Genomic DNA, 18,790 nt, shown 5'->3' with positions numbered 1-18,790 from the left:
CCTCCACTGATACCTACCGCCCTCCCGCCGCCACCAGAATCCGCTCGATCCGCGCATACCCTCGGCTGCGCGCATGCTGCAGCGGCGTCTCGCCGTTGGAGTCGGCCAGATTGACGTTCGCGTGCCCATCCACGAGCAGCTGCACGATCCGCACATACCGCTCGCTGCCGTCGCCGAGCATGATCGCCTCCAGCAGCGCGGTCCAGCCGAGCCGGTTCACATGATCGACGTTCACGCCCGCATCGATCAACGTGCGCACCGTATCGACATGCCCGCGCTCCGCCGCCGGAATCAGCGCGGTGCCACGATAGCGGTTCGTGCTGCGCAGGTCGGCGCCATGCGCGAGCGTCATCCGCAGGATGTCGAGATGGCCGCGCGTCCCGGCATACAGGTACGGGCTGTCCTGGATCGCATCCTTCGCGTTGACGTCCGCGCCCGCGTCGATCAGCACGCGCGCCGCATCGACATGATTGCCGTGCGTCGCAATCAGGAGCGCCGTGCGACCCTGCCCGTCGCGCGAATCGATCTGCGCGCCGCGCTCGAGCAGCGTGCGCACTTCGCCCGCATCGCCGCGCTCCGCCGCGCTGCGCAACCGGCCTTCGAGCGCGCCGCCGTCGGCGGCGGCCACCGCCGACGTAAGCGTGGTCAACGCGAACGCGCCGATGATCGCGATCCGTTTGAACAACATCCCGTTTCCTCCTTGCGTGCCGCGCACGCCGATATGCGGCCGCTGCAATACGTCAGGCGCCCCAATGGCACCCCGTGACGCCACGCCGGGTCCGGCGAAACCGCGATTGCCCACTCCGTCCGGCCATGTTAAAAGTCGTCGCACACATTTGGAAATGAAATGTTCGAATCCGCAGAAGTGCAGAAATGAATAGACCCCTGTTCGACCTCGACCTGCTGCGCGCGCTCGTGATGGTCGCCGACTGCGGCAGCTTCACGACGGCGTCCGCGCGCCTGCATTCGACGCAGTCGACGGTCAGCCAGAAGGTGCGCCGGCTCGAGGAAATCGCCGGGCACCGCCTGCTCGACCGCGGCACGCGCGACGTGCGGCCGACCGACGCGGGCGTGACGGTGCTCAGCTATGCACGCCGCATGATCGCGCTGAACGACGAGATGCTGGAAGCGCTGTCGGGCGCCACGGTCGCGCTGACGATCCGGCTCGGCGTGCCCGACGATTTCGCGGCGGGCCGCACGACGCATGCGCTCGCGGCGTTCAAGCGCGCGCATCCGCAGGTGAAGCTCGAAGTGACGTGCGGGCTGAGCCGCGACATCAGCGCGGCATACGACCGCGGCGAGCTCGATCTCGTGCTGATCAAGCAGCGGCGCGACAGCCGCGAGGCCGTCGTGCGCTGGCCCGAAAAGCTGCGCTGGATCGACAGCGCGAAGCATCCGACGATCGATCTCGACCCGGTGCCGATCGTCGTCTTCCCGCCGCGCGGGCTCTATCGCGACGACATGATCAAGGCGATCGAGGAGCGCGGCCGCCGCTGGCGGATCAGCTTCACGACGTCGAGTCTGAGCGGCATCCAGGCCGCCGTCGCGGACGGGCTCGGCATCAGCGTGCTGCCCGCGCGCGTGGTGACGGACGAGCACGTCGTGTTGACCGCGAAGCAGGGCTTCGCGCCGATCGAGCACATGGACATCGCGATCCTGCATCGGCCGACGGCCGACCCGATGGTCAGCGAACTGACGAAGGCGCTCGCGACGATGCTGGAGTTGGAGGAGTAGCAAGCAGGCCGGATGCGGCGGCAACGTGAAGGACGCCGCGGCACGGCCGATGCGACGAGATCGCGGGCACGTCGATACGCCCACGCGCCCGGCCCCCGTCAGAACATCGTGTTCCCGTTCGCGGCCTGCTCGGGCACGGGTTGATTGACGTCCCAGTGCTCGACGATCTTGCCGTTCTCGAGCTTGAAGATGTCCATGATCGCGCTGCCGCGCGTGCCGGGTTCGCGCACCGCATGCACGTGCAGGATCACGTAGTCGCCGTCGACGAACGAGCGCTTGATCTCGCTGTGCGACTGCGGATACTTGTCGCGCAGGAACGCGACGAACTTGCGGAAGCCGTCGCGGCCGTCGGCCGCGTTCGGGTTGTGCTGCACGTAGCGATCGCCGACGTACGCGAGCGCGGCGTCGGCGTCCTTCTCGTTCAGGCCTTTCTCGTAGAACGCGAGCACCGTCCGCCGGTTGGCTTCCTGCTGCGCGTCCGTTGGCCCGGCCGCCACCGCGTGCGCGGTGGTCACGGCGAACAGGGCCGCCGCCATCCATCGTGCGGCCCGTGCCGCTGTCGTGCGTCGCATCGTCGTCTCCCGGGCAATCCCGCTGAAAACCCGATCATACCGGGGGCGACGCAGCGCTCACGCTTCACTCAGACCAGCGCCCCGTTGCGCGCGACGATCTTCCCCGACGACACGACGAGCCGCCGCACCGGCCGCGCAACGACAGCCTCGGCGAACGTCAGCGCGTCGACCAGCACGACGTCCGCGCGGCTGCCCGGCTGCAGCCCGTAACCGTCGAAGCCGCAACCGCGCGCCGCGCCGTGCGTCACGCAGTCGAGCGCGACTTCGAGCGCATCGTCGCGGCGGAAATCGTTGCGCATGCCGATCAGCATCGCGCGTTCGAGCATGTCGGGCGACCCGTACGGCGTCCACGTGTCGCGCACGCCGTCGTTGCCGCCGATGACCGTCACGCCCGCCGCGCGGCACGCGGCCACCGGCGGCACGGGCACCGCCGCGGGCGCGGTCGTGACGAGCCCGACGCCGAGTTCGGCCATCCGCGCGAGCAACGCATCGCGCTCGCGTTCGGCGATATCGCCGAGACAGAACCCGTGGCTGATCGTCACCTTGCCCTGCATGCCATGCGTAGCCGTGCGCTGCAGGATCAGGTCGAGCGAATACGCGCCCATCGATCCGCGCTCGTGCAGATGGAGGTCGAGCCCGCGGCCGTGACGCTCGGCGATCGCGAACAGCACGTCCACCGCTTCGACCGGATCGCCTTCGATCGCGCACGGGTCGAGCCCGCCGAGCAGATCGGCGCCGGCGGCCAGCGCTTCGGACAGCAGCGCAGCGGTGCCCGGCCGCTTGAGCACGCCCGATTGCGGAAACGCGACGATCTGGATCTCGACCTGCCCGCGCAGCGTCTCGCGGGTCGCGAGCACACCGTGCAGATGCCGCAGCCCGGCTTCGGTATCGATGTCGACGTGCGTACGGATGCGCGTCGTGCCGGCCGCGAGGAACGCACGCGCCAGCGCGAGCGACGCGGCGCCCGCGTCATGGCCGCTCGTCGCGCGATAGTGGCGCTCGTTCTCGATGCGGTCGACGAGGCGCGGCCCGACCTGGTTGCGATACCACGGCATGCCCCAGTGCGTCTTGTCGAGGTGCGTGTGGCCTTCGACGAGGCCGGGCAGCGCGAGCGCGCCCGCGCCGTCCTCGATCGCGCAGCCGGCGGGCGCGTCGAGCGACGGGCCGACGCACGCGATGCGATCGCCTTCGATCAGGATGTCGAGCGCGGCGTCGGCGTTCGGGCGGACGTTGCGGATCAGCAGGTTCGTCATGTCGGTTCCGGTGAGGTCGGTCAGTGCAGTCGGTGCGTTCAGTGCGAAGGGGGCACGGCGCATGCCGTGCCGCCGATCAGGTCGGTCAGCGCGTGAAGCGCAGCGCGGGAGCGAACGGCGCGCCGGTGTCGCTTTCGCCGCGGCGGAACACCCAGCGCTCGGCCGGCACGCCCGCGACGGCCGCCGCCGCATTCGGCGCACGCACCGCGACGAACGTCGCATCGCAGCCGACTGCGATTCCATAGTTGTCCTTGCCGATCACGCGCGCACCGGCGTGCGTCGCCATGTCGAGCGCGATGCCGAGCGCTTCGTCGGTGTAGAAGCCCGAACGATAGCCGACCATCATCGCGCGCTGCAGCATGTCGCCGTTGCCGTACGGCCACCAGACGTCACGGATGTTGTCGTTGCCCGCGAACACGTGCACGCCCGCGTCGCGCAGCGCCTGCACCGGCGGAAACGCGCAGTCGCCCGGCGCATTCGTCAGGATCGACACGCCGGCTTCCGCCAGTGCCGCCGCCGTGCGCTGCACGTCGTCATCGCTTACCTGGCCGAGCGCATACGCATGGCTCACGTTCACGCGGCCACCGAGCCCCGCCGCGCGCGTGCGCGCCGCGATCCGCAGCAGCTGCGCGATGCCCGTTTCACCGGGCTCGTGCAGGTGGATGTCGATCTTCGCGCCGCGCTTCTCGGCGATGCCGAACACGATGTCGAGCTGGCCGTCCGCATCGCCGTCGAGCGTCGTCGGGTCGATCCCGCCGACCACTTCCGCGCCTTCGCGCACGGCCGCGTCGAGGATCCCGGCGGTGCCCGGGCACGTGACGACGCCGGCCTGCGGAAACGCGACGAGTTCGATATCGACGATCCCGCGCCATTGCTCGCGCGCGGCCATCACGGCCTGCAGGTTCGACAGGCCGGTGGTTGCATCGACGTCGACGTGGCTGCGCATCGCGACCGTGCCGAAGGCGGCGGCCTGCGCGATCAGCGCGTTCGCACGCTCGACGATCGGCGGCGCGGCCGCGAGCTGGCGCTTCTCGACCGCAAGCCGCTCGCGCAACGTGCCGACCGGTTCGTGCGGCACCCAGCGATCGCCGACGAAGCTCTTGTCGAGGTGGATGTGGCCGTCGACGAAGCCGGGCAGCACGACGCGGCCGTCGAGGTCGATCGTTTCCGCGCCGGGCGCGGCGGCGCAAGCGGCGCCGATCGCGGCAAAGCGGCCGTCACGGACGACGAGGTGGATGGGCTGGCCGCCGGCGTCGACGGCGTTGATGAAGAGACGATCGGTCATGGCTCGGAAGGTGGGGCGGTCGCGGCACGTCGCCGGCGCGGACAGGGGAAGGCACCGCAGCCGGCACGGCGCGACCGTTGACAGGGAATCCGGCCACGATATCGGACGCCGTCGCCCGAGGCCAATTAAATGTCGCGATGCCGCGCATTCGATTTCGCGATGCGCGGCGCGCGCGGCCGCCGGGCCTGGCACGGGGATGGGGCGGGATCACGGGGAAGACGGCGGAAAGGCCGAAGGTCGCGCAGTATCGGCATCGCCGGAATGCGGATGTCCGGAAGGCGTGTCGCGCCCTTGCCGGGCGTCGCTTTCGCGCGCCGCCCGCGCGGCGATTTACGCGGCAACAGACTTTACACGTTGTTACCCGGCCGCACCGGACGCGCCTCCGGCCATTCCTTATACTCACGCCGAGTTCGCCACCCGTTCCGGCATTCGTCGGCGAACCCGTTGCCGATGCAGGAATCATCATGATGCGCATGCCTTCCACGAAGACCGTTCTGTTCGCCTCGCTCGTCGCCGTCGCGGCGCTTCCGCTGACCGCCTGCGTCGCGCCGGGTTACTACGGCGCGCAGCCGGGGTATCCGCAACAGCAGCAATACGCGACGCCCGGCTACGCGCAGCCCGCGTATTCGCAACCGGGTTACGTGCAGCAGCAACAGCCGTATCCGAACCAGGCGCCGCAGCCGTACGATCAGTACGGCAACCCGCAGCAATACGGATCGCAGCCGTATGACCAGTACGGCAATCAGCAGCAGTACGGCAACGGCTACGGCACGCAATACGGCACGGTCTCGAACATCCAGCCGGTCAATGGCTCGGTCGGCCCGTCGGGCGTCGCCGGCACCGTCGTCGGTGCGCTGGTCGGCGGCCTGGTCGGCAACCAGTTCGGCCGCGGTCACGGCCGCGATGCGGCCACCGTGATCGGCGCGCTCGGCGGTGCGGTGGCCGGCAACCAGATCGGCCAGCAGATGGGCGCCGCGCAAGGCCCGAGCAGCTACCGGATCGACGTGCAGGTCAGCGACGGCACGATGCGCTCGTTCGACGTGCAGTCGCCGGGCAACCTGCGTCCGGGCGATCGCGTGCAGATCAACGGCAATCAATTGTCGCGTTATTGATTCCGATGCGGAGCGCCTGACCTGATCGGGCGCCTCGTCGCGCGTTCGGCGTCGGGCACCGGTTCGGCGCGACGGCGCGCCTGTTTCACCTCGCTCTCGATCTTCATGCCCGCGCGGCGCGCATCACGCGCCGCCGATATTTCCGCGACACCCTCGCCCGCAACGCCCCCGTCGCGCGATCACTCCCACGCTCACCCGCACCGGTGCCCCGGGCATCGGCGTCACACCCGCTCGACGCCGAGCCCGACGCGCGTCGACCGCGCCGCCGCCTGCAGGTGCCGCGAACGCCGGTAAATAATCGCCATCAGCGCCATCACCGCCGCGCCGGCATACAGCGACCCGCGCGTCGACGGATCGACGCCGAGCATCACGAACACGAACGCGACGAACACGAGGCAGATCCACGACGTGACCGACGCGTACGGCATGCGGAACGCCACCGTCTCGCCGCGCGCGGCCAGCGCGCGCCGGAACCGCATGTGGGTCAGCACGATCATCGCCCAGATCACGGCCACGTCGAACGACAGGAACGACATCAGCCAGCCGAACACGCGCGCCGGAATCACATAGTTCAGCACCACGCCGACCGACATGAACAGCACGGTCGCCCGCACCGCGCGCGACGGCGACCCGCTTGCGCTCAGCGCCGCGAACGACGCGGGCGCGAGGCCGTTGCCGGCCATGCTCGACAGCATGCGCGCGCCGCTGAACACGATGCAGTTGAAGCTCGACAACGCGGCCGTCACGACCACGAAGTTGACGATGCCGGCCGCCTGCCGCAGCCCGAGCGATTCGAACGTCGTCACGAACGGGCTGCCATGCTCGCCGAGCTCGTGCCACGGATACAGCGCCATGATGATGAACAGCGCGCCGACGTAGAAGATCAGGATGCGCCACAGCACCGAGTTGATCGCGCGCGGGATCATCTTCTGCGGCTCGCGCGCCTCGCCGGCGGTGAGGCCGATCATCTCGACGCCCGCGAACGAATACGCGACGATCGGCAGCGCGCTCACGACCCCGAGCACGCCGTGCGGAAACACGCCGCCGTGGCGCCACAGGTTCGACAGCCCGACGGGCTCGCCGCCATGACCGATCCCGGTGAACACGATCAGCGCGCCGCCCGCGATCATCAGCACGATCGTCACGACCTTCACGATCGCGAACCAGAACTCCAGCTCGCCGTACACCTTCACGTTGAGCAGGTTGAACGCCGAGATCGCGGCGATCGCCGACACGACCCACAGCCACTGCGGCACGTCCGGAAACCAGAAGCCCATGTAGATGCCGATGGCGGTCGTCTCCGCGACACCGACGCCGACCATCAGCAGCCAGTAACTCCAGCCGACCACATAGCCGGCGAACGGCCCGACGTATTCGAACGCATACGCACCGAACGAGCCGGACACCGGCCGGTGCACGGCCATCTCGCCGAGCGCGCGCATGATCAGGAAGATCATCGCGCCGCCGATCAGGTAGGCGACGAGCGCGCCGGGGCCGGCCGCCTTGATCGCGGACGCCGAGCCGAGGAACAGGCCGACGCCGATGGCCATGCCGAGGGCCATGAACGAAATCTGGCGCGCGCCGAGTTCGCGCCGCATCGTGTGCTGTTGCATGTTGTCTCCAGTCGTTGATCGTCGCGGCGAGCCGGATCGGCAGGCCGCTGGATGGAGCGGCCGGCGTCGTGTGCCGGCCGCCCTGCTGCAGCGCACGGTCGCCGGTTCAGCGGCCGTGCAGAAAGCGTTCGACGCGAAACGGCGTCGGGTCGACGAACGGCTGCGTGCCGGTCATCAGGTCGGCGATCAGCCGGCCGGTCACGGGGCCGAGCGTGAAACCGTGATGCGCATGCCCGAACGCGAACCACAGACCGCGGTGGCGCGGCGCCGCACCGATCACGGGCAGCATGTCGGGCGTGCACGGCCGGCGGCCGAGCCACGGCGCGCCGTCGACGCGCGCGCCGAGCGGAAACAGCTCGCGCGCGACCGGTTCGACGGCGGCGAGCTGGACGGGTGTCGGCGGCGTATCACAAAGCCCGAGCTCGACGCCGGTCGTCAGGCGGATGCCGCGCGTCATCGGCGTGATCAGGAAACCGCTGTCGGCATCGAGCACGGGCCCGTTCAGCCGCGCGCCCGGCTGCGCCGCGTAGTGCATGTGATAGCCGCGCTTGACCGCGAGCGGCAGCGTGTAGCCGAGCCGTTCGCACAGCAGGTCCGACCACGGCCCGAGCGCGACGACTGCGGCGCGCGCGCCGACCAGGCCTTGCGCGGTGTCGACGCGCCAGCCGTTCGCGGCCGACAGCGTCAGCGCATCGCCGGTCAGGATGCGGCCGCCGAGCTGCTCGAAGCGGCGCGCATACGCGGTCACGAGTGCATTCGGATCACTGATCGAATCGGAGCCCGTGTAGCGCAGCGCGCCGACCAGCGCGCGGCTCAGGTTCGGCTCGGCGTCGCGCAGCGCGGCCGCATCGAGCGCGTCGAAGGTCACGCCGTATTCGGCGCGCCAGCGCTCGGCGTCACGCGTTTCGGCATCGCGCGTCGCGGCCGTGCGGAACACCTTCAGCCACCCGCCTTCGCGCAGCAATGCGCCGGCGCCGGACGCGTCGATCAGCGCGCGATGCTCGGTCACGCAGTGTTCGATCAGCGGCGCATACGCGCGCGCGATCTCCGCATGGCGCGCCGGATGCGAGTTGCGCCAGTAGCGGTACAGGAACGGAATCAGTTTCGGCAGCGCGCCAACGTGATAGCGGACATCGGGCGAGCGGTTGCACGCGTATTTCAGCAGCGTGCCGAAGCCGCGCGGAAACGCATACGGATACACGCCTTCGCGCTGGATCAGCCCGGCATTGCCGAGCGACGTCTCGTTGCCGGGCGCCTTGCGGTCGACGAGCGCGACCGACAGGCCGCGCTGTTGCAGGTGCACGGCAACGGACACGCCGATCATGCCGCCGCCGAGAACGAGCGTGTCGAATGTCATCGTGAGTGCCTCGGGGCGCGCGGCGCGGGCGTCAGGCGAGCGCGGTCACGGCGATCTCGACGTCGAGACCGGGTTTCATCAGCAACGCCTGCACACAGGCGCGGGTCGGCGCGTGGCCGGCCGGCACCCACGCGTCCCACACCGCATTGAAGGCGTCGAAGTGCGCGGCATCGCTGAGCCATATGTTGGCCGTCAGCACGCGGGTCTTGTCGATGCCGGCCGATGCGAGCAGCGCGTCGATGCGCGTGAGGATTTCGGTCGCCTGCACGGCGATCGGCGCGCCGGCCGTATCGGGCACCTGGCCGGCCAGGTGGACGAAGCCGTTCGCGATCACGACCTGGCTCATGCGCGCGCTCGTCTGCAGACGTTGGATTTCACTGGACATGATGGTTTGCACCTTCGCAAGGCCGGCCGCGACCGGCCGGGAAAATAAATGGCTGGGAAAGCCGCTGCCGTGTGCGGAATCGTCGGGCAACCGCCGCACGGGCGAGCTGCGCCGATACGCACACGTGTCGTTCACGCCGGCCGCACCGGCTCCGCGAGTTTCGCGCCGTCCGATGCTAGAGTGGCCGTCACGCCCACCGTCGGCGATTTCGACGAAAATTATCATATACGAGAAAATTTATTCTCGTATACGACAAAACCCGTATTCACGTCACGGACGCCGCGCCCCCTATCCGCATGCCCAAATCCACCGTCCCCGTTCCGCCGCCCACCGACGCCGCGCCGCAGCTCGACCACCAGACGGTCGGCGCGCGGCTGCGCGACGCGCGCAAGTCGCGCGGCCTGACGCTCGCGCAACTGTCCGAGCGCTCCGGTATCGCGGTGTCGACGATTTCGAAGGCCGAGCGCGGCGACATCGCGCTCACCTACGACAAGTTCGCGGCGCTCACGCATGCGCTAGCGCTCGACTTCGACACGATGTTCGGGCGCCCCGCGCCGGCCGGCGCGATGACGCCGTCGTTCACGCCGGCCGGCCAGCAGATGGTCTATGACACGCCGAACTACGCGTACGGGATGCTCGCGAACGACCTGACCGGCAAGCGGATGGTGCCCGTGCGCGGGCGCATCCATGCGCGCAAGCTGTCGGACTTCGCCGACTACATCCGGCACAGCGGCGAGGAGTTCGTGTTCGTGCTGAGCGGCGAGCTGGAGCTGCGCTTCGAGAACGGCCATGCGTACCGGCTCGGCGCCGGCGACAGCCTGTATTTCGACAGTGCGGTCGGGCACGTGTACCTGAGCCTCGGCGACACCGATGCCGAGGTGCTCGCGTGCTGCGTCGACGGCGATGCCAAGCGGCCGCGCGACGCGATCTGACCGTCTGAATGCGATCACGCGGCGGTGCCGAACGTCGCCGCGCAACACCGGGATTCCTATTACGATAAGGACGATGCATCCCGCGGCCCCAGCGGCTCGCGCCGGCATGCACGACCATCAACCGGAACGACCCCGATGACGATCACCACCCGCCTGCTCGATGCGGCCGACGCCGCCCGTTTCCAGACCGTTCGCCTGCGTGCGGTCGACACCGCCCCCACCTCCTTCCTGCCGACGCTCGACGAAGAATCCCAGGTGCCGGTCGACGAATTCGCGACGCGCATCACGCCGACCCGTGAACGTGCGGTGTACGGTGCGTTCGACGGCGATACGCTCGTCGGCATAACCGGCGTGCGCCGCGATGCGCGCGTGAAGATCGCGCACAAGGCGACGATCTGGGGCGTGTTCGTCGATCCCGCATATCGCGGGCAAGGCATCGCGCAAACGCTGCTCGAGAGCGCGACCACGCACGCGGCGCGGGAATGGGACTGCAAGCAACTGATGCTGTGCGTGAACGAGGTCAACGCCACCGCGGAGCGGCTGTATGCGTCGCAAGGGTTCGTGCGGTTCGGGACGGAACCGCGCTCGATGTTCGTCGATGGGCGGTTCTACGACGAACACCACATGGTCAAGACGCTCGGGTAACGCGACACGGCGGCGAGCGGGCATCGAGAGACGCAGCCCTATGCGGCCTTGTGCCCGCCTCGTCCGCCTCCGGCCGGACGTCAACGATGTAAGCGCCCGCCAACTTTCCATGCAATAAAGCCGGCCGGGCCGCTCCGCGCCGGTTTATGCGCAAAAACTTTTATAAAAAATATCCACCATTCGGCAGCGCCGCAGCCAACCCGCCTCCGTCATTTCCCCCCTGTTCGTCCCCCCTCCGCCCGCGCTATCGTCTCCGTACCTTCACAGCCCAGGAGCTGCCTTTGCCTTCCCGCCACGGAGTCGACCTCATCCGCGCCCGCGCGCTGTTCGATCGCGAGCGCCGTGCATTCACCGAAGCCATGCCGGTCTCCCGCGCCCTGTCCGCGGAAGCGTCCGAGCACTTGCTGTTCGGCGTGCCGTTGCACTGGATGCAGGACTGGTCGACGCCGTTCTCGCTGTATGTGAAAGAAGCGCGCGGCGCGACCTTCACCGACGTCGACGGCCACCGCTATGCCGACTTCTGCCTCGGCGACACCGGTGCGATGTTCGGCCACGCGCCCGAACCCGTCGCGCGGGCACTCATCGAGCAGGCCACGCGCGGCTACACGACGATGCTGCCGAGCGAGGATGCCGCGTGGGTGTCGCGCGAACTCGCGCGCCGCTTCAAGCTGCCGGTCTGGCAATTCGCGTTGAGCGCGAGCGACGCGAACCGCTTCGTGCTGCGCTGGGCGCGCGCGGCCACCGGCCGCAACACGATCGTCGTGTTCAACGGCTGCTATCACGGCACCGTCGACGACGTGTTCGTCGATCTCGTCGATGGCCGCCCCGTGCAGCGCGACAGCCTGCTCGGGCAGTCCTACGACCTGCTCGCGAACACGCGCGTCGTCGAATTCAACGATCTCGCCGCGCTCGAAGCCGCGCTGAAAGGCGGCGATGTCGCCTGCGTGCTCGCCGAGCCCGCGATGACGAACATCGGGATGGTGCTGCCCGATCCGGGCTTCTGGGAGGCGGCACGCGAACTGACGCGCCGCCATGGCACGCTGCTCGTGATCGACGAAACGCACACGATCAGCAGCGGACCGGGCGGCTATGCGGTCGCGCACGATCTCGAGCCGGACATGCTGGTGGTCGGCAAGCCGATCGCGGGCGGCGTGCCGTGCGCGGTGTACGGGTTCAGCGCCGAATTCGCGGAACGCGCGAAGCAGGCGAAGCTGAACGCGCCGCCCGGCCACTCGGGGATCGGCACGACGCTCACCGCGAACATGCTCGCAATGCATGCGATGCGTGCGACGCTCGCCGAAGTCGCGACCGACGCGGCCTATGCGCATATGTTCGAACTCGCCGCGCGGCTGGCGACGGGGCTCGAACAGGCGATCGCGAAACACAAACTGCCGTGGTGCGTGACGCGCATCGGTGCGCGCACCGAGTTTCAATTCGCGCCCGTGCCGCCGCGCAACGGCACGCTCGCCGGCGCGCAGCTCGACAGCGAACTCGAGCACATCGTGCACCTGTACCTGCTGAATCGCGGCGTGCTGATCACGCCGTTCCACAACATGATGCTCGTATGTCCGCAGACGACGGCCGATGATGTCGACCGGCTCGTCGCGCAGTTCGACGCGTGTCTCGGCGAGCTGGTGTGATGCAGTGACATTCGCGGCAGGCAACACATCGCGCGATCGCGGCCACGATGTGTTGCCTGCGGCTGCGGCGTCGCTCGTGTCGCGTGACAGTGAAACGGACCGCCGCACAGCGAGCCGTTCCCGTCGCATCCGCCTCATGCAGCGATGCGCTACTTCGCCTTCAACGCCCGCCGCGCCACTTCCGCGAAATACCGCGCGCCGATCGGCAGGATCTCGTCGTTGAAGTCATAGCCCGCGTTATGCAGCGGCACGCCGCCGCGCCCTGCCGCCTCCCCGTTGCCGATGAAGACGAAGTTGCCGGGTACGGCCTGCAAGAACGCGCCGAAGTCTTCCGAAATCATCATCGGCTGGACGTTCGCGTCCACGTTCTCCGCGCCCGCCACCTGCGCCGCGGCCCGCACGGCCGTGTCGACCCATTCCGGCGAATTCACCGTCGGCGCGAACTCGTGCGTGTACTCGAACGTGCAGGTCGCGCCGTGCGTGCGGCAGATCCCTTCGCTGATCTCGCGCATCCGCGTGGCCAGCAGCGCCTGCACGTCGCGCGAATAGCTGCGCGTGTCGCCCTTGATCGTCACCGTCGACGGCAGCACGTTGCGCAGCCCGTCGGTGATGAACTCCGTGCACGAGATCACGGCTTGCTCGCCCGGATCAAGATTGCGCGACACGATCGTCTGCAGCGCGAGCACGACCTGCGCGCCGATCACGATCGGATCGATGCCCATGTGCGGGCGCGCCGCGTGCGTGCCGCGCCCGTCGATCCGGATCACGAAGTTGTCCTCGCTCGCCATGATGCCGCCCGCACGCGTCGAGAACGTGCCCGCGCGCATGCCCGGCATGTTGTGCGCGCCGAAGATCGCGTCGACCGGAAAGCGCTCGAACAGCCCGTCGGCCATCATCGCCTTCGCGCCGCGGCCGTGCTCCTCGGCCGGCTGGAAAATGAAACGCACGGTGCCGTCGAAATCCTTGCGCTCGGCCAGCAGCTGCGCGGCGCCGAGCACCATCGACATGTGGCCGTCGTGCCCGCACGCATGCATCTTGCCGGGCGTGCGCGACGCGTGTTCGCGGCCCGGCGCGTGCTCGGCGATGTTCAGCGCATCCATGTCCGCGCGGATGCCGATCGCGCGCTTGCCGGTGCCGGCCGTCAGGTTCGCGACGAGTCCCGTGCCGCCGATCCCGCGATGCACGTCGAGCCCGAGCGTCGTCAAGATGCGCGCGACGTAGTCCGACGTGTTCACCTCTTCGAACCCCGTCTCCGGATGCTGGTGCAAGTGGCGGCGCCAGGCCTTCAGTTGCCCCTGCAGCGTGCTTTCTTCGGTTGCGTCCATCGCGTTGGCCTCGTCAGTCGTGGTCGATCGGGATCGGTCGGGATGTCGTTCAGGCCGCCACTGCCGCGCGGTCCAGCCAGGCGCGCTGCCGCGCGAGCACGGCATCGGCCGTTTCGCCGACGCAGTTCCGGTACACGGACGGCGCCGTCGCGCCTTCCGTATTGATCGCCAGCACGCGCGAGTGCGCATCGAGCCCCACCTGCCGCGCGAGCGCCGGGTCGCGCATCAGCACCTCGAGCCCCGCGACGCCGGCCGCGCCCGATTCGCCGGCCACGAGCGGCACGTCGCGTTCACTGCCGGCCGCGAGGCCGCGCATCGCCTGCACCGCGTCTTCGTCGTCGATCAGCATGAAGTAGTCGATGCACATCTCGAGGAAGTCCCACGCCAGCGGCGACGCCTCGCCGCACGCGAGCCCGGCCATCACCGAGTCGACGCTGCCGGTCGCCCTGGACGCGCGCCCCGCGAGCGCACTCTGGTACAGGCAGTCGGCCTGGCGCGGCTCGACGACGACGAAACGCGGCCGCTGCACGCCGTCGCGCTCCCACAGGTAACTCGCGACGCCCGCGGCGAGGCCGCCCACGCCACCCTGCAGCAGCACGTGCGTGAACGGCCGCCCGTCGTCCTCAGCCGCCTGCGCGGCCGCCTCGGCGGCGATCACGCCATAGCCCTGCATCACGTCGCGCGGAATCGCTTCGTAGCCGTCGTACGACGTATCCGACACGACATACCAGCCATTTGCCTGCGCGAGCTGCGCCGCGCAGACGACCGACTCGTCGTAGTTCCCCTCGATGCGCACGATCCGCGCGCCGTACGCGGAGATCGCGCGTTCGCGCTCGGCGTCGACGTTTGCGTGCAGCACGATCACGCACCCGCAGCCGATCGCACGCGCGGCGGCGGCGAGCGCGCGGCCGTGATTGCCGTCGGTCGCGCTGATCACCGTCAGGTCGGCCAGTTCCGCCGCGTAGCGGCCGGTGACGAGCCCTTGCGGATCGAAATCCTGCGTGCGTCGCAGCCGCTTCACGAGCCGCACGAGCGCGATCGGCGCGCCGAGCGCCTTGAAACTGCCGAGCGGCGAACGGCACGACTCGTCCTTCACGCTGACGCTCGCGACGCCCAGCCGTGCGGCGAGATCGGGCAGCGCGCGCAGCGGCGTGCGCGCGTTGCCGACGAGCGGCCAGTGCGACAGCCACGCGCCGCTCTCGTCGGCCGATGCGATGTTCATCACGCGGCGCAGCGCGTGGGGATAGGCGGCGCGCGAGGCGCGGGGGTTGGCGATCAGCATGGCGGGCAGCACTCCGTGAGTCGGTTCGGGTCGGGCGCGCACGGGTTGCACGCGCCGCCGGTTCGAAAAATAATATTGCGCATGCGGATCAATAAAATCGCCAAATCGGCGGCCGCCACGCAAAAATTTCTCATTCTTCCGAGGTTTCACGCGCCATCATGATCACCCCACTCGATGCGTTCGATCGCAAGCTGCTGATGGAAATCCAGCGCGACGCGCAAACGCCGCAAAGCGAGCTCGGCGCGCGCGTCAACCTGTCGACCGCGGCCGTGAACCGGCGCCTGAAACGTCTCGCGGACGAAGGCGTGATCGAGCGCTATACCGCTGTCGTCGCGCCGGACAAGGTCGATCACCCGCTGACGATCGTCGTCAACGTCGAGGTCGAAAGCGAGCAGATCGACCAGCTCGACGCGATGAAGCGGAGCTTCGAGCGCTGCCCGCAGATCCAGCAGTGCTACTACGTGACGGGGGAATGGGATTTCGTGCTGATCCTGGCCGTGCGCAACATGGATCAGTACAACGCGCTCACGCGCGAGCTGTTCTTCGCGAACAACAACGTGAAGCGGTTCAAGACGCTGGTGAGCATGAGCCGCGTGAAGGTCGGGCTCGACGTGCCGGTCGAACCGGGCGAGTAAGTGAGCGGTTGCTTGCATGAGGCGACCGGCGCACGAATGCATGCGCCGGCCGCCTCCCATCGACGGCTACGTCAGCGACAACTGAAGCTCGACGCCGAATTCACGTCGCCCGATCCGTTGTAGCGCGCCACCTGCGGGTACGGGCACAACGGCCGCGTACGCCCCGCGCCCCATGACGCCGGCACGTCCGCATTCGGCACCGCGTTCGTCGCATCGCGCGCGGCGGCCACCACCGCACCCGGCGCCTGCCCCTGTTCGACCCACGCGACGAGCGGCGTCAGCAGGTCGAACTGGTCGGCCGCCGGGCCGCCCGAGCAATGGTTCATCCCCGGCACCGGATAGAAGCGCGCGAAATCCGACGCATCGCCGCCGTTCGCCTGCGCAACCCGCGAGTACCAGTCGCGCGTATCGTCGAACGAGAACACCGGGTCGCCCGTGCCGTGATAGACGAGCAACTTCGCACCACGCGTCTTCAGCGCGGACAGGTTGGTCTCGTCGGGCGGCGTCATGAACGTCCATGCGGATTGCGTGTACACGCCGCTGGTCGCGAAGATCGCCGGCGCGTCGTTGTCCATGTCGAAGCCGAGCGCGAAGCCGGGCAGGTTCGCGAGCGCCGCGGCGGTTTTCGGCGGCGTAGTGAACGTGAACGCCATCGCGGCCGGGTCGAGCGTGATCGAATTCGACTGCTTCCACGCGGCCCAGCCGCCGCCGGCGATGCCCGGATCGTACGGAAAGCCCGCGTAGAGCGCCGTGCCCGCGCTGTTGCGTGCGCCGGTGAACACGTTCTCGAGCGCGGTCTTCTGCGCGGTCGTCAGGCAGGCACCCGTGCGCGTGCCGTTCGCGCAGGTCGGGATGTCCGTATCGACGCTGAAGTGCGCCTGGCACGCGGCAACGTCCTGCACCATCCCGTCGGCCGCGCCGTCGAGCGCATCGCATTTCTCGAGGATCTTCGCGCCGACGAACTGCCGCTCCGCGTCGGTGAAGCCGCTGCGGATATCCGGCAGCCCGTTCGAGCCGGTCGCCGATGCGATCTTCGCGAACTGCTGCGCGCCGTACATCTCGCCGATCGCCGCCTTCGGCAGATGAAAGCCCGGATCGCCCGCGATGATGCCGTCGTAGTCCGCCGGGTTGCGCACCGCCGTGACCATCGCGTGACGGCCGCCGTTCGAGCAGCCGCCGAAATAGCTGCGGTCGGGCGCCTTGCCGTACGCGAGCCGGATCACCTGCTTGGCCATCGGCGTGAGCGCATCGACCGCGCCGTAGCCGTAGTCGATGCGCGCCTGCGGATCGAGGCCGAACAGCGGGTTCTGCGCGGCGCTGTGCCCGGAATCCGAGCTGATCACCGCGAAGCCCTGGTTCAGCGCGTCGGTCAGCGGCCCGCCGCCGCCGATCTCACCGGTCGCGGTCACGACGTTGCCGTCGAGGCCGCCGTTCGCCTGGTAGAAGAAGCGGCCGTTCCACGCCTTCGGCAAGCGCATTTCGAAGCCGATCGCATAGGTCTTGCCGTCGACCGTGCTCACGCGCTCGTTCATCTTCCCTGCGATCACGCAGTGCTCGGCGATCGGCTTGCCGGCCACCGTGAGCGCGCCGGCAGCCGCGGTCGTCACCGACGTGAACGACGTATTCGCATACGCGAGCTTCGCGGCGAGCGCGTCGCAGGTCTGCGCCATCGCGGCCGGTGTCGCGGCGCTCAGGTGCATCGGTGCGGAATTCACCGAATCGTCGCCGCCGCAACCGGCGAGCATCGCGGCGGCGGACAGCGGCGCAATACAGAGGAATGCAGATTTCCTGTTCAAGATAACTCCCGTTCGGTTCGTCACGCCGGTGAATCAGAACATGTGCCGCACGCCGACCATCGCGCCGAGCTGCCCCATCCCTTCGCCGGGTGTCGTGCCGGGCCCGCCGCCGCTGACCGAGTAGCGCGCATGCGCGCTGTTCCACAGATACGACGACTGTGCGTAGACCGCCGTGCGCTTGGTCAGCAGATAGGTCGCGCGCAGCGTGGCCATCGTCGCGCGCGTGTCGTGCGCGCTGTTGACGATCCGGTAGCCTTCGCCGTCGACGACGAAATCGGGCTTCACCGCATACGACGCGCCGACGAAGAACAAATCCGAATGCGCGCCGGCCGCGGCCGGCGAACCGGTCGACACGCGCCGCCCGATCCAGCCCGCGCCGATCTTCGCGCCGGCCGCCTGCGCATACGCGCTCACGTGCGCGCGCGCGTCCTTGCCGCCGCTGCTGGTGAACGGAACGGGCGCCACGCCGTCGAAGAAGTTCGCGGCCGCGCCGGTGCCGCCGCGCTGTTCCTCGTACGACGCCGCCGCACCGAAATAAGCGCTGTCGTACTTGAGCATCACCGACCAGTTGCGGCACTGCACCGCGTCGCCCGGCACTTGCCCCGCGCACGTGCCCTGCCCCGGCGAGTTGCCGGTGCCCGCGCCGTCGCGGCCGAACGAATACGCAGCGCCGAACGTCACGCCGCGATACGCGCCGACGTAGGTCACCGCGTTGTCGGCGCGGCCGTTCGGCACGTACGCGTCGAACGAGCCGAGCCCGTAGATGTCGGGGCCGATGATGTCCGCGCCCTGCAGCGCGAGATAGGTCATCGTGTACTGACGGCCGAACGCGAGCGTGCCGAAACCGCTCTTCAGCCCGACGAACGCCTGGCGCCCGAACAACCGGCCGCCCTGGCCGAGATCGCCGCCGCGCACGTTGAAGCCGCTTTCGAGCGTGAACACCGCCTGATAGCCGCCGCCGAGATCCTCGGTGCCGCGCAGCCCCCAGCGCGACGGCAGCTCGCCCGTCACGCCCGGCATCCGCACGACGTGGTCGCCTGCCGCGTTCGCGTGCGACACGTATTCGACGCCCGTATCGATGATCCCGTACAGCGTCACGCTCGACTGCGCGTGCGCGACCGGCGCGGCAAATGCGCAGCACGCGCCGGCGGCCAGCAGGCCGTTCCTTGTCTTCGTTTTCATTCGTTGCGTCTCCAGACCTTGAGTAAGCGCGCTCTGACGGCG

17 protein-coding genes are annotated in these 18,790 nt (G+C 69.0%); 6 read left to right on the top strand and 11 right to left on the bottom strand.

What is annotated here, in order from left to right; translation table 11 throughout:
• Positions 1 to 13 precede the first annotated feature (13 nt).
• Positions 14 to 688 (bottom strand): ankyrin repeat domain-containing protein, encoded by a 675-nt coding sequence (locus LGM56_RS27195; protein ID WP_226207227.1) that lies wholly within the window; start codon positions 686 to 688, stop codon positions 14 to 16.
• A 185-nt stretch (positions 689 to 873) separates the two neighbouring features.
• On the opposite strand from LGM56_RS27195, the gene LGM56_RS27190 reads away from it, so the two are divergent.
• The gene (locus LGM56_RS27190) at positions 874 to 1,734 is read left to right on the top strand and encodes a LysR family transcriptional regulator (RefSeq protein ID WP_069252751.1); all 861 of its coding nucleotides are present in this window, start codon (positions 874 to 876) and stop codon (positions 1,732 to 1,734) included.
• A 98-nt stretch (positions 1,735 to 1,832) separates the two neighbouring features.
• Here LGM56_RS27190 and LGM56_RS27185 read toward each other — a convergent pair whose 3' ends face one another.
• The 3 genes from LGM56_RS27185 to LGM56_RS27175 form a co-directional block, all read right to left on the bottom strand.
• Positions 1,833 to 2,306 carry a nuclear transport factor 2 family protein gene (locus LGM56_RS27185; RefSeq protein ID WP_089484770.1) on the bottom strand — a complete coding sequence of 158 codons (474 nt, stop codon included), beginning with the start codon at positions 2,304 to 2,306 and terminating at the stop codon, positions 1,833 to 1,835.
• 68 nt (positions 2,307 to 2,374) lie between these two features.
• Positions 2,375 to 3,559, bottom strand: coding sequence for an amidohydrolase family protein (locus tag LGM56_RS27180; RefSeq protein WP_226207382.1), 1,185 nt, complete (start codon positions 3,557 to 3,559; stop codon positions 2,375 to 2,377).
• An 85-nt stretch (positions 3,560 to 3,644) separates the two neighbouring features.
• Complete coding sequence (locus tag LGM56_RS27175; protein WP_226207226.1) at positions 3,645 to 4,844, bottom strand: amidohydrolase family protein; 1,200 nt, start codon at positions 4,842 to 4,844, stop codon at positions 3,645 to 3,647.
• 464 nt (positions 4,845 to 5,308) lie between these two features.
• On the opposite strand from LGM56_RS27175, the gene LGM56_RS27170 reads away from it, so the two are divergent.
• Positions 5,309 to 5,956: a glycine zipper 2TM domain-containing protein gene (locus LGM56_RS27170; RefSeq protein ID WP_089428777.1), complete on the top strand. Its 648-nt coding sequence runs from the start codon at positions 5,309 to 5,311 to the stop codon at positions 5,954 to 5,956.
• 221 nt (positions 5,957 to 6,177) lie between these two features.
• On the opposite strand, the gene LGM56_RS27165 is transcribed toward LGM56_RS27170, so the two are convergent.
• The 3 genes from LGM56_RS27165 to LGM56_RS27155 all read right to left on the bottom strand — a co-directional run bounded on the left by LGM56_RS27165 (position 6,178) and on the right by LGM56_RS27155 (position 9,311).
• The gene (locus LGM56_RS27165) at positions 6,178 to 7,569 is read right to left on the bottom strand and encodes an amino acid permease (RefSeq protein WP_089433510.1); all 1,392 of its coding nucleotides are present in this window, start codon (positions 7,567 to 7,569) and stop codon (positions 6,178 to 6,180) included.
• A 106-nt stretch (positions 7,570 to 7,675) separates the two neighbouring features.
• A complete protein-coding gene (locus tag LGM56_RS27160) occupies positions 7,676 to 8,926 on the bottom strand; it encodes an NAD(P)/FAD-dependent oxidoreductase (RefSeq protein WP_226207225.1) in 1,251 nt (416 codons plus the stop codon).
• Between the two features lie 31 nt (positions 8,927 to 8,957).
• Positions 8,958 to 9,311, bottom strand: a complete 354-nt coding sequence (locus LGM56_RS27155; RefSeq protein ID WP_089475899.1) for a RidA family protein — start codon at positions 9,309 to 9,311, stop codon at positions 8,958 to 8,960.
• Positions 9,312 to 9,607: 296 nt separating this feature from the next.
• On the opposite strand from LGM56_RS27155, the gene LGM56_RS27150 reads away from it, so the two are divergent.
• The 3 genes from LGM56_RS27150 (at position 9,608) to LGM56_RS27140 (ending at position 12,528) form a co-directional block, all read left to right on the top strand.
• A complete protein-coding gene (locus LGM56_RS27150; protein ID WP_011353677.1) occupies positions 9,608 to 10,243 on the top strand; it encodes a helix-turn-helix domain-containing protein in 636 nt (211 codons plus the stop codon).
• 135 nt (positions 10,244 to 10,378) lie between these two features.
• Positions 10,379 to 10,888, top strand: a complete 510-nt coding sequence (locus LGM56_RS27145; RefSeq protein ID WP_226207224.1) for a GNAT family N-acetyltransferase — start codon at positions 10,379 to 10,381, stop codon at positions 10,886 to 10,888.
• A gap of 281 nt (positions 10,889 to 11,169) precedes the next feature.
• Complete coding sequence (locus LGM56_RS27140; RefSeq protein ID WP_089495964.1) at positions 11,170 to 12,528, top strand: aspartate aminotransferase family protein; 1,359 nt, start codon at positions 11,170 to 11,172, stop codon at positions 12,526 to 12,528.
• A 149-nt stretch (positions 12,529 to 12,677) separates the two neighbouring features.
• On the opposite strand, the gene LGM56_RS27135 is transcribed toward LGM56_RS27140, so the two are convergent.
• The gene (locus tag LGM56_RS27135) at positions 12,678 to 13,853 is read right to left on the bottom strand and encodes a M20 aminoacylase family protein (RefSeq protein ID WP_226207223.1); all 1,176 of its coding nucleotides are present in this window, start codon (positions 13,851 to 13,853) and stop codon (positions 12,678 to 12,680) included.
• 49 nt (positions 13,854 to 13,902) lie between these two features.
• Complete coding sequence (locus tag LGM56_RS27130; RefSeq protein WP_226207222.1) at positions 13,903 to 15,135, bottom strand: diaminopropionate ammonia-lyase; 1,233 nt, start codon at positions 15,133 to 15,135, stop codon at positions 13,903 to 13,905.
• Between the two features lie 158 nt (positions 15,136 to 15,293).
• Here LGM56_RS27130 and LGM56_RS27125 point away from each other — a divergent pair, with 158 nt between their 5' ends.
• Positions 15,294 to 15,770: an Lrp/AsnC family transcriptional regulator gene (locus tag LGM56_RS27125; RefSeq protein WP_226207221.1), complete on the top strand. Its 477-nt coding sequence runs from the start codon at positions 15,294 to 15,296 to the stop codon at positions 15,768 to 15,770.
• Between the two features lie 71 nt (positions 15,771 to 15,841).
• Here the strand turns inward: LGM56_RS27125 and LGM56_RS27120 are convergent, their stop codons facing one another.
• A complete protein-coding gene (locus LGM56_RS27120) occupies positions 15,842 to 17,566 on the bottom strand; it encodes a tannase/feruloyl esterase family alpha/beta hydrolase (RefSeq protein ID WP_226207220.1) in 1,725 nt (574 codons plus the stop codon).
• 33 nt (positions 17,567 to 17,599) lie between these two features.
• Complete coding sequence (locus LGM56_RS27115; protein ID WP_226207219.1) at positions 17,600 to 18,748, bottom strand: porin; 1,149 nt, start codon at positions 18,746 to 18,748, stop codon at positions 17,600 to 17,602.
• Positions 18,749 to 18,790: the final 42 nt, after the last annotated feature.

The sequence above is a fragment of the Burkholderia sp. AU38729 genome (assembly GCF_020419725.1).
Taxonomy (GTDB): Bacteria; Pseudomonadota; Gammaproteobacteria; order Burkholderiales; family Burkholderiaceae; genus Burkholderia.
Note: the sequence above shows the minus strand (reverse complement) of the source record. Positions and strands in the feature narration are given on the sequence as shown.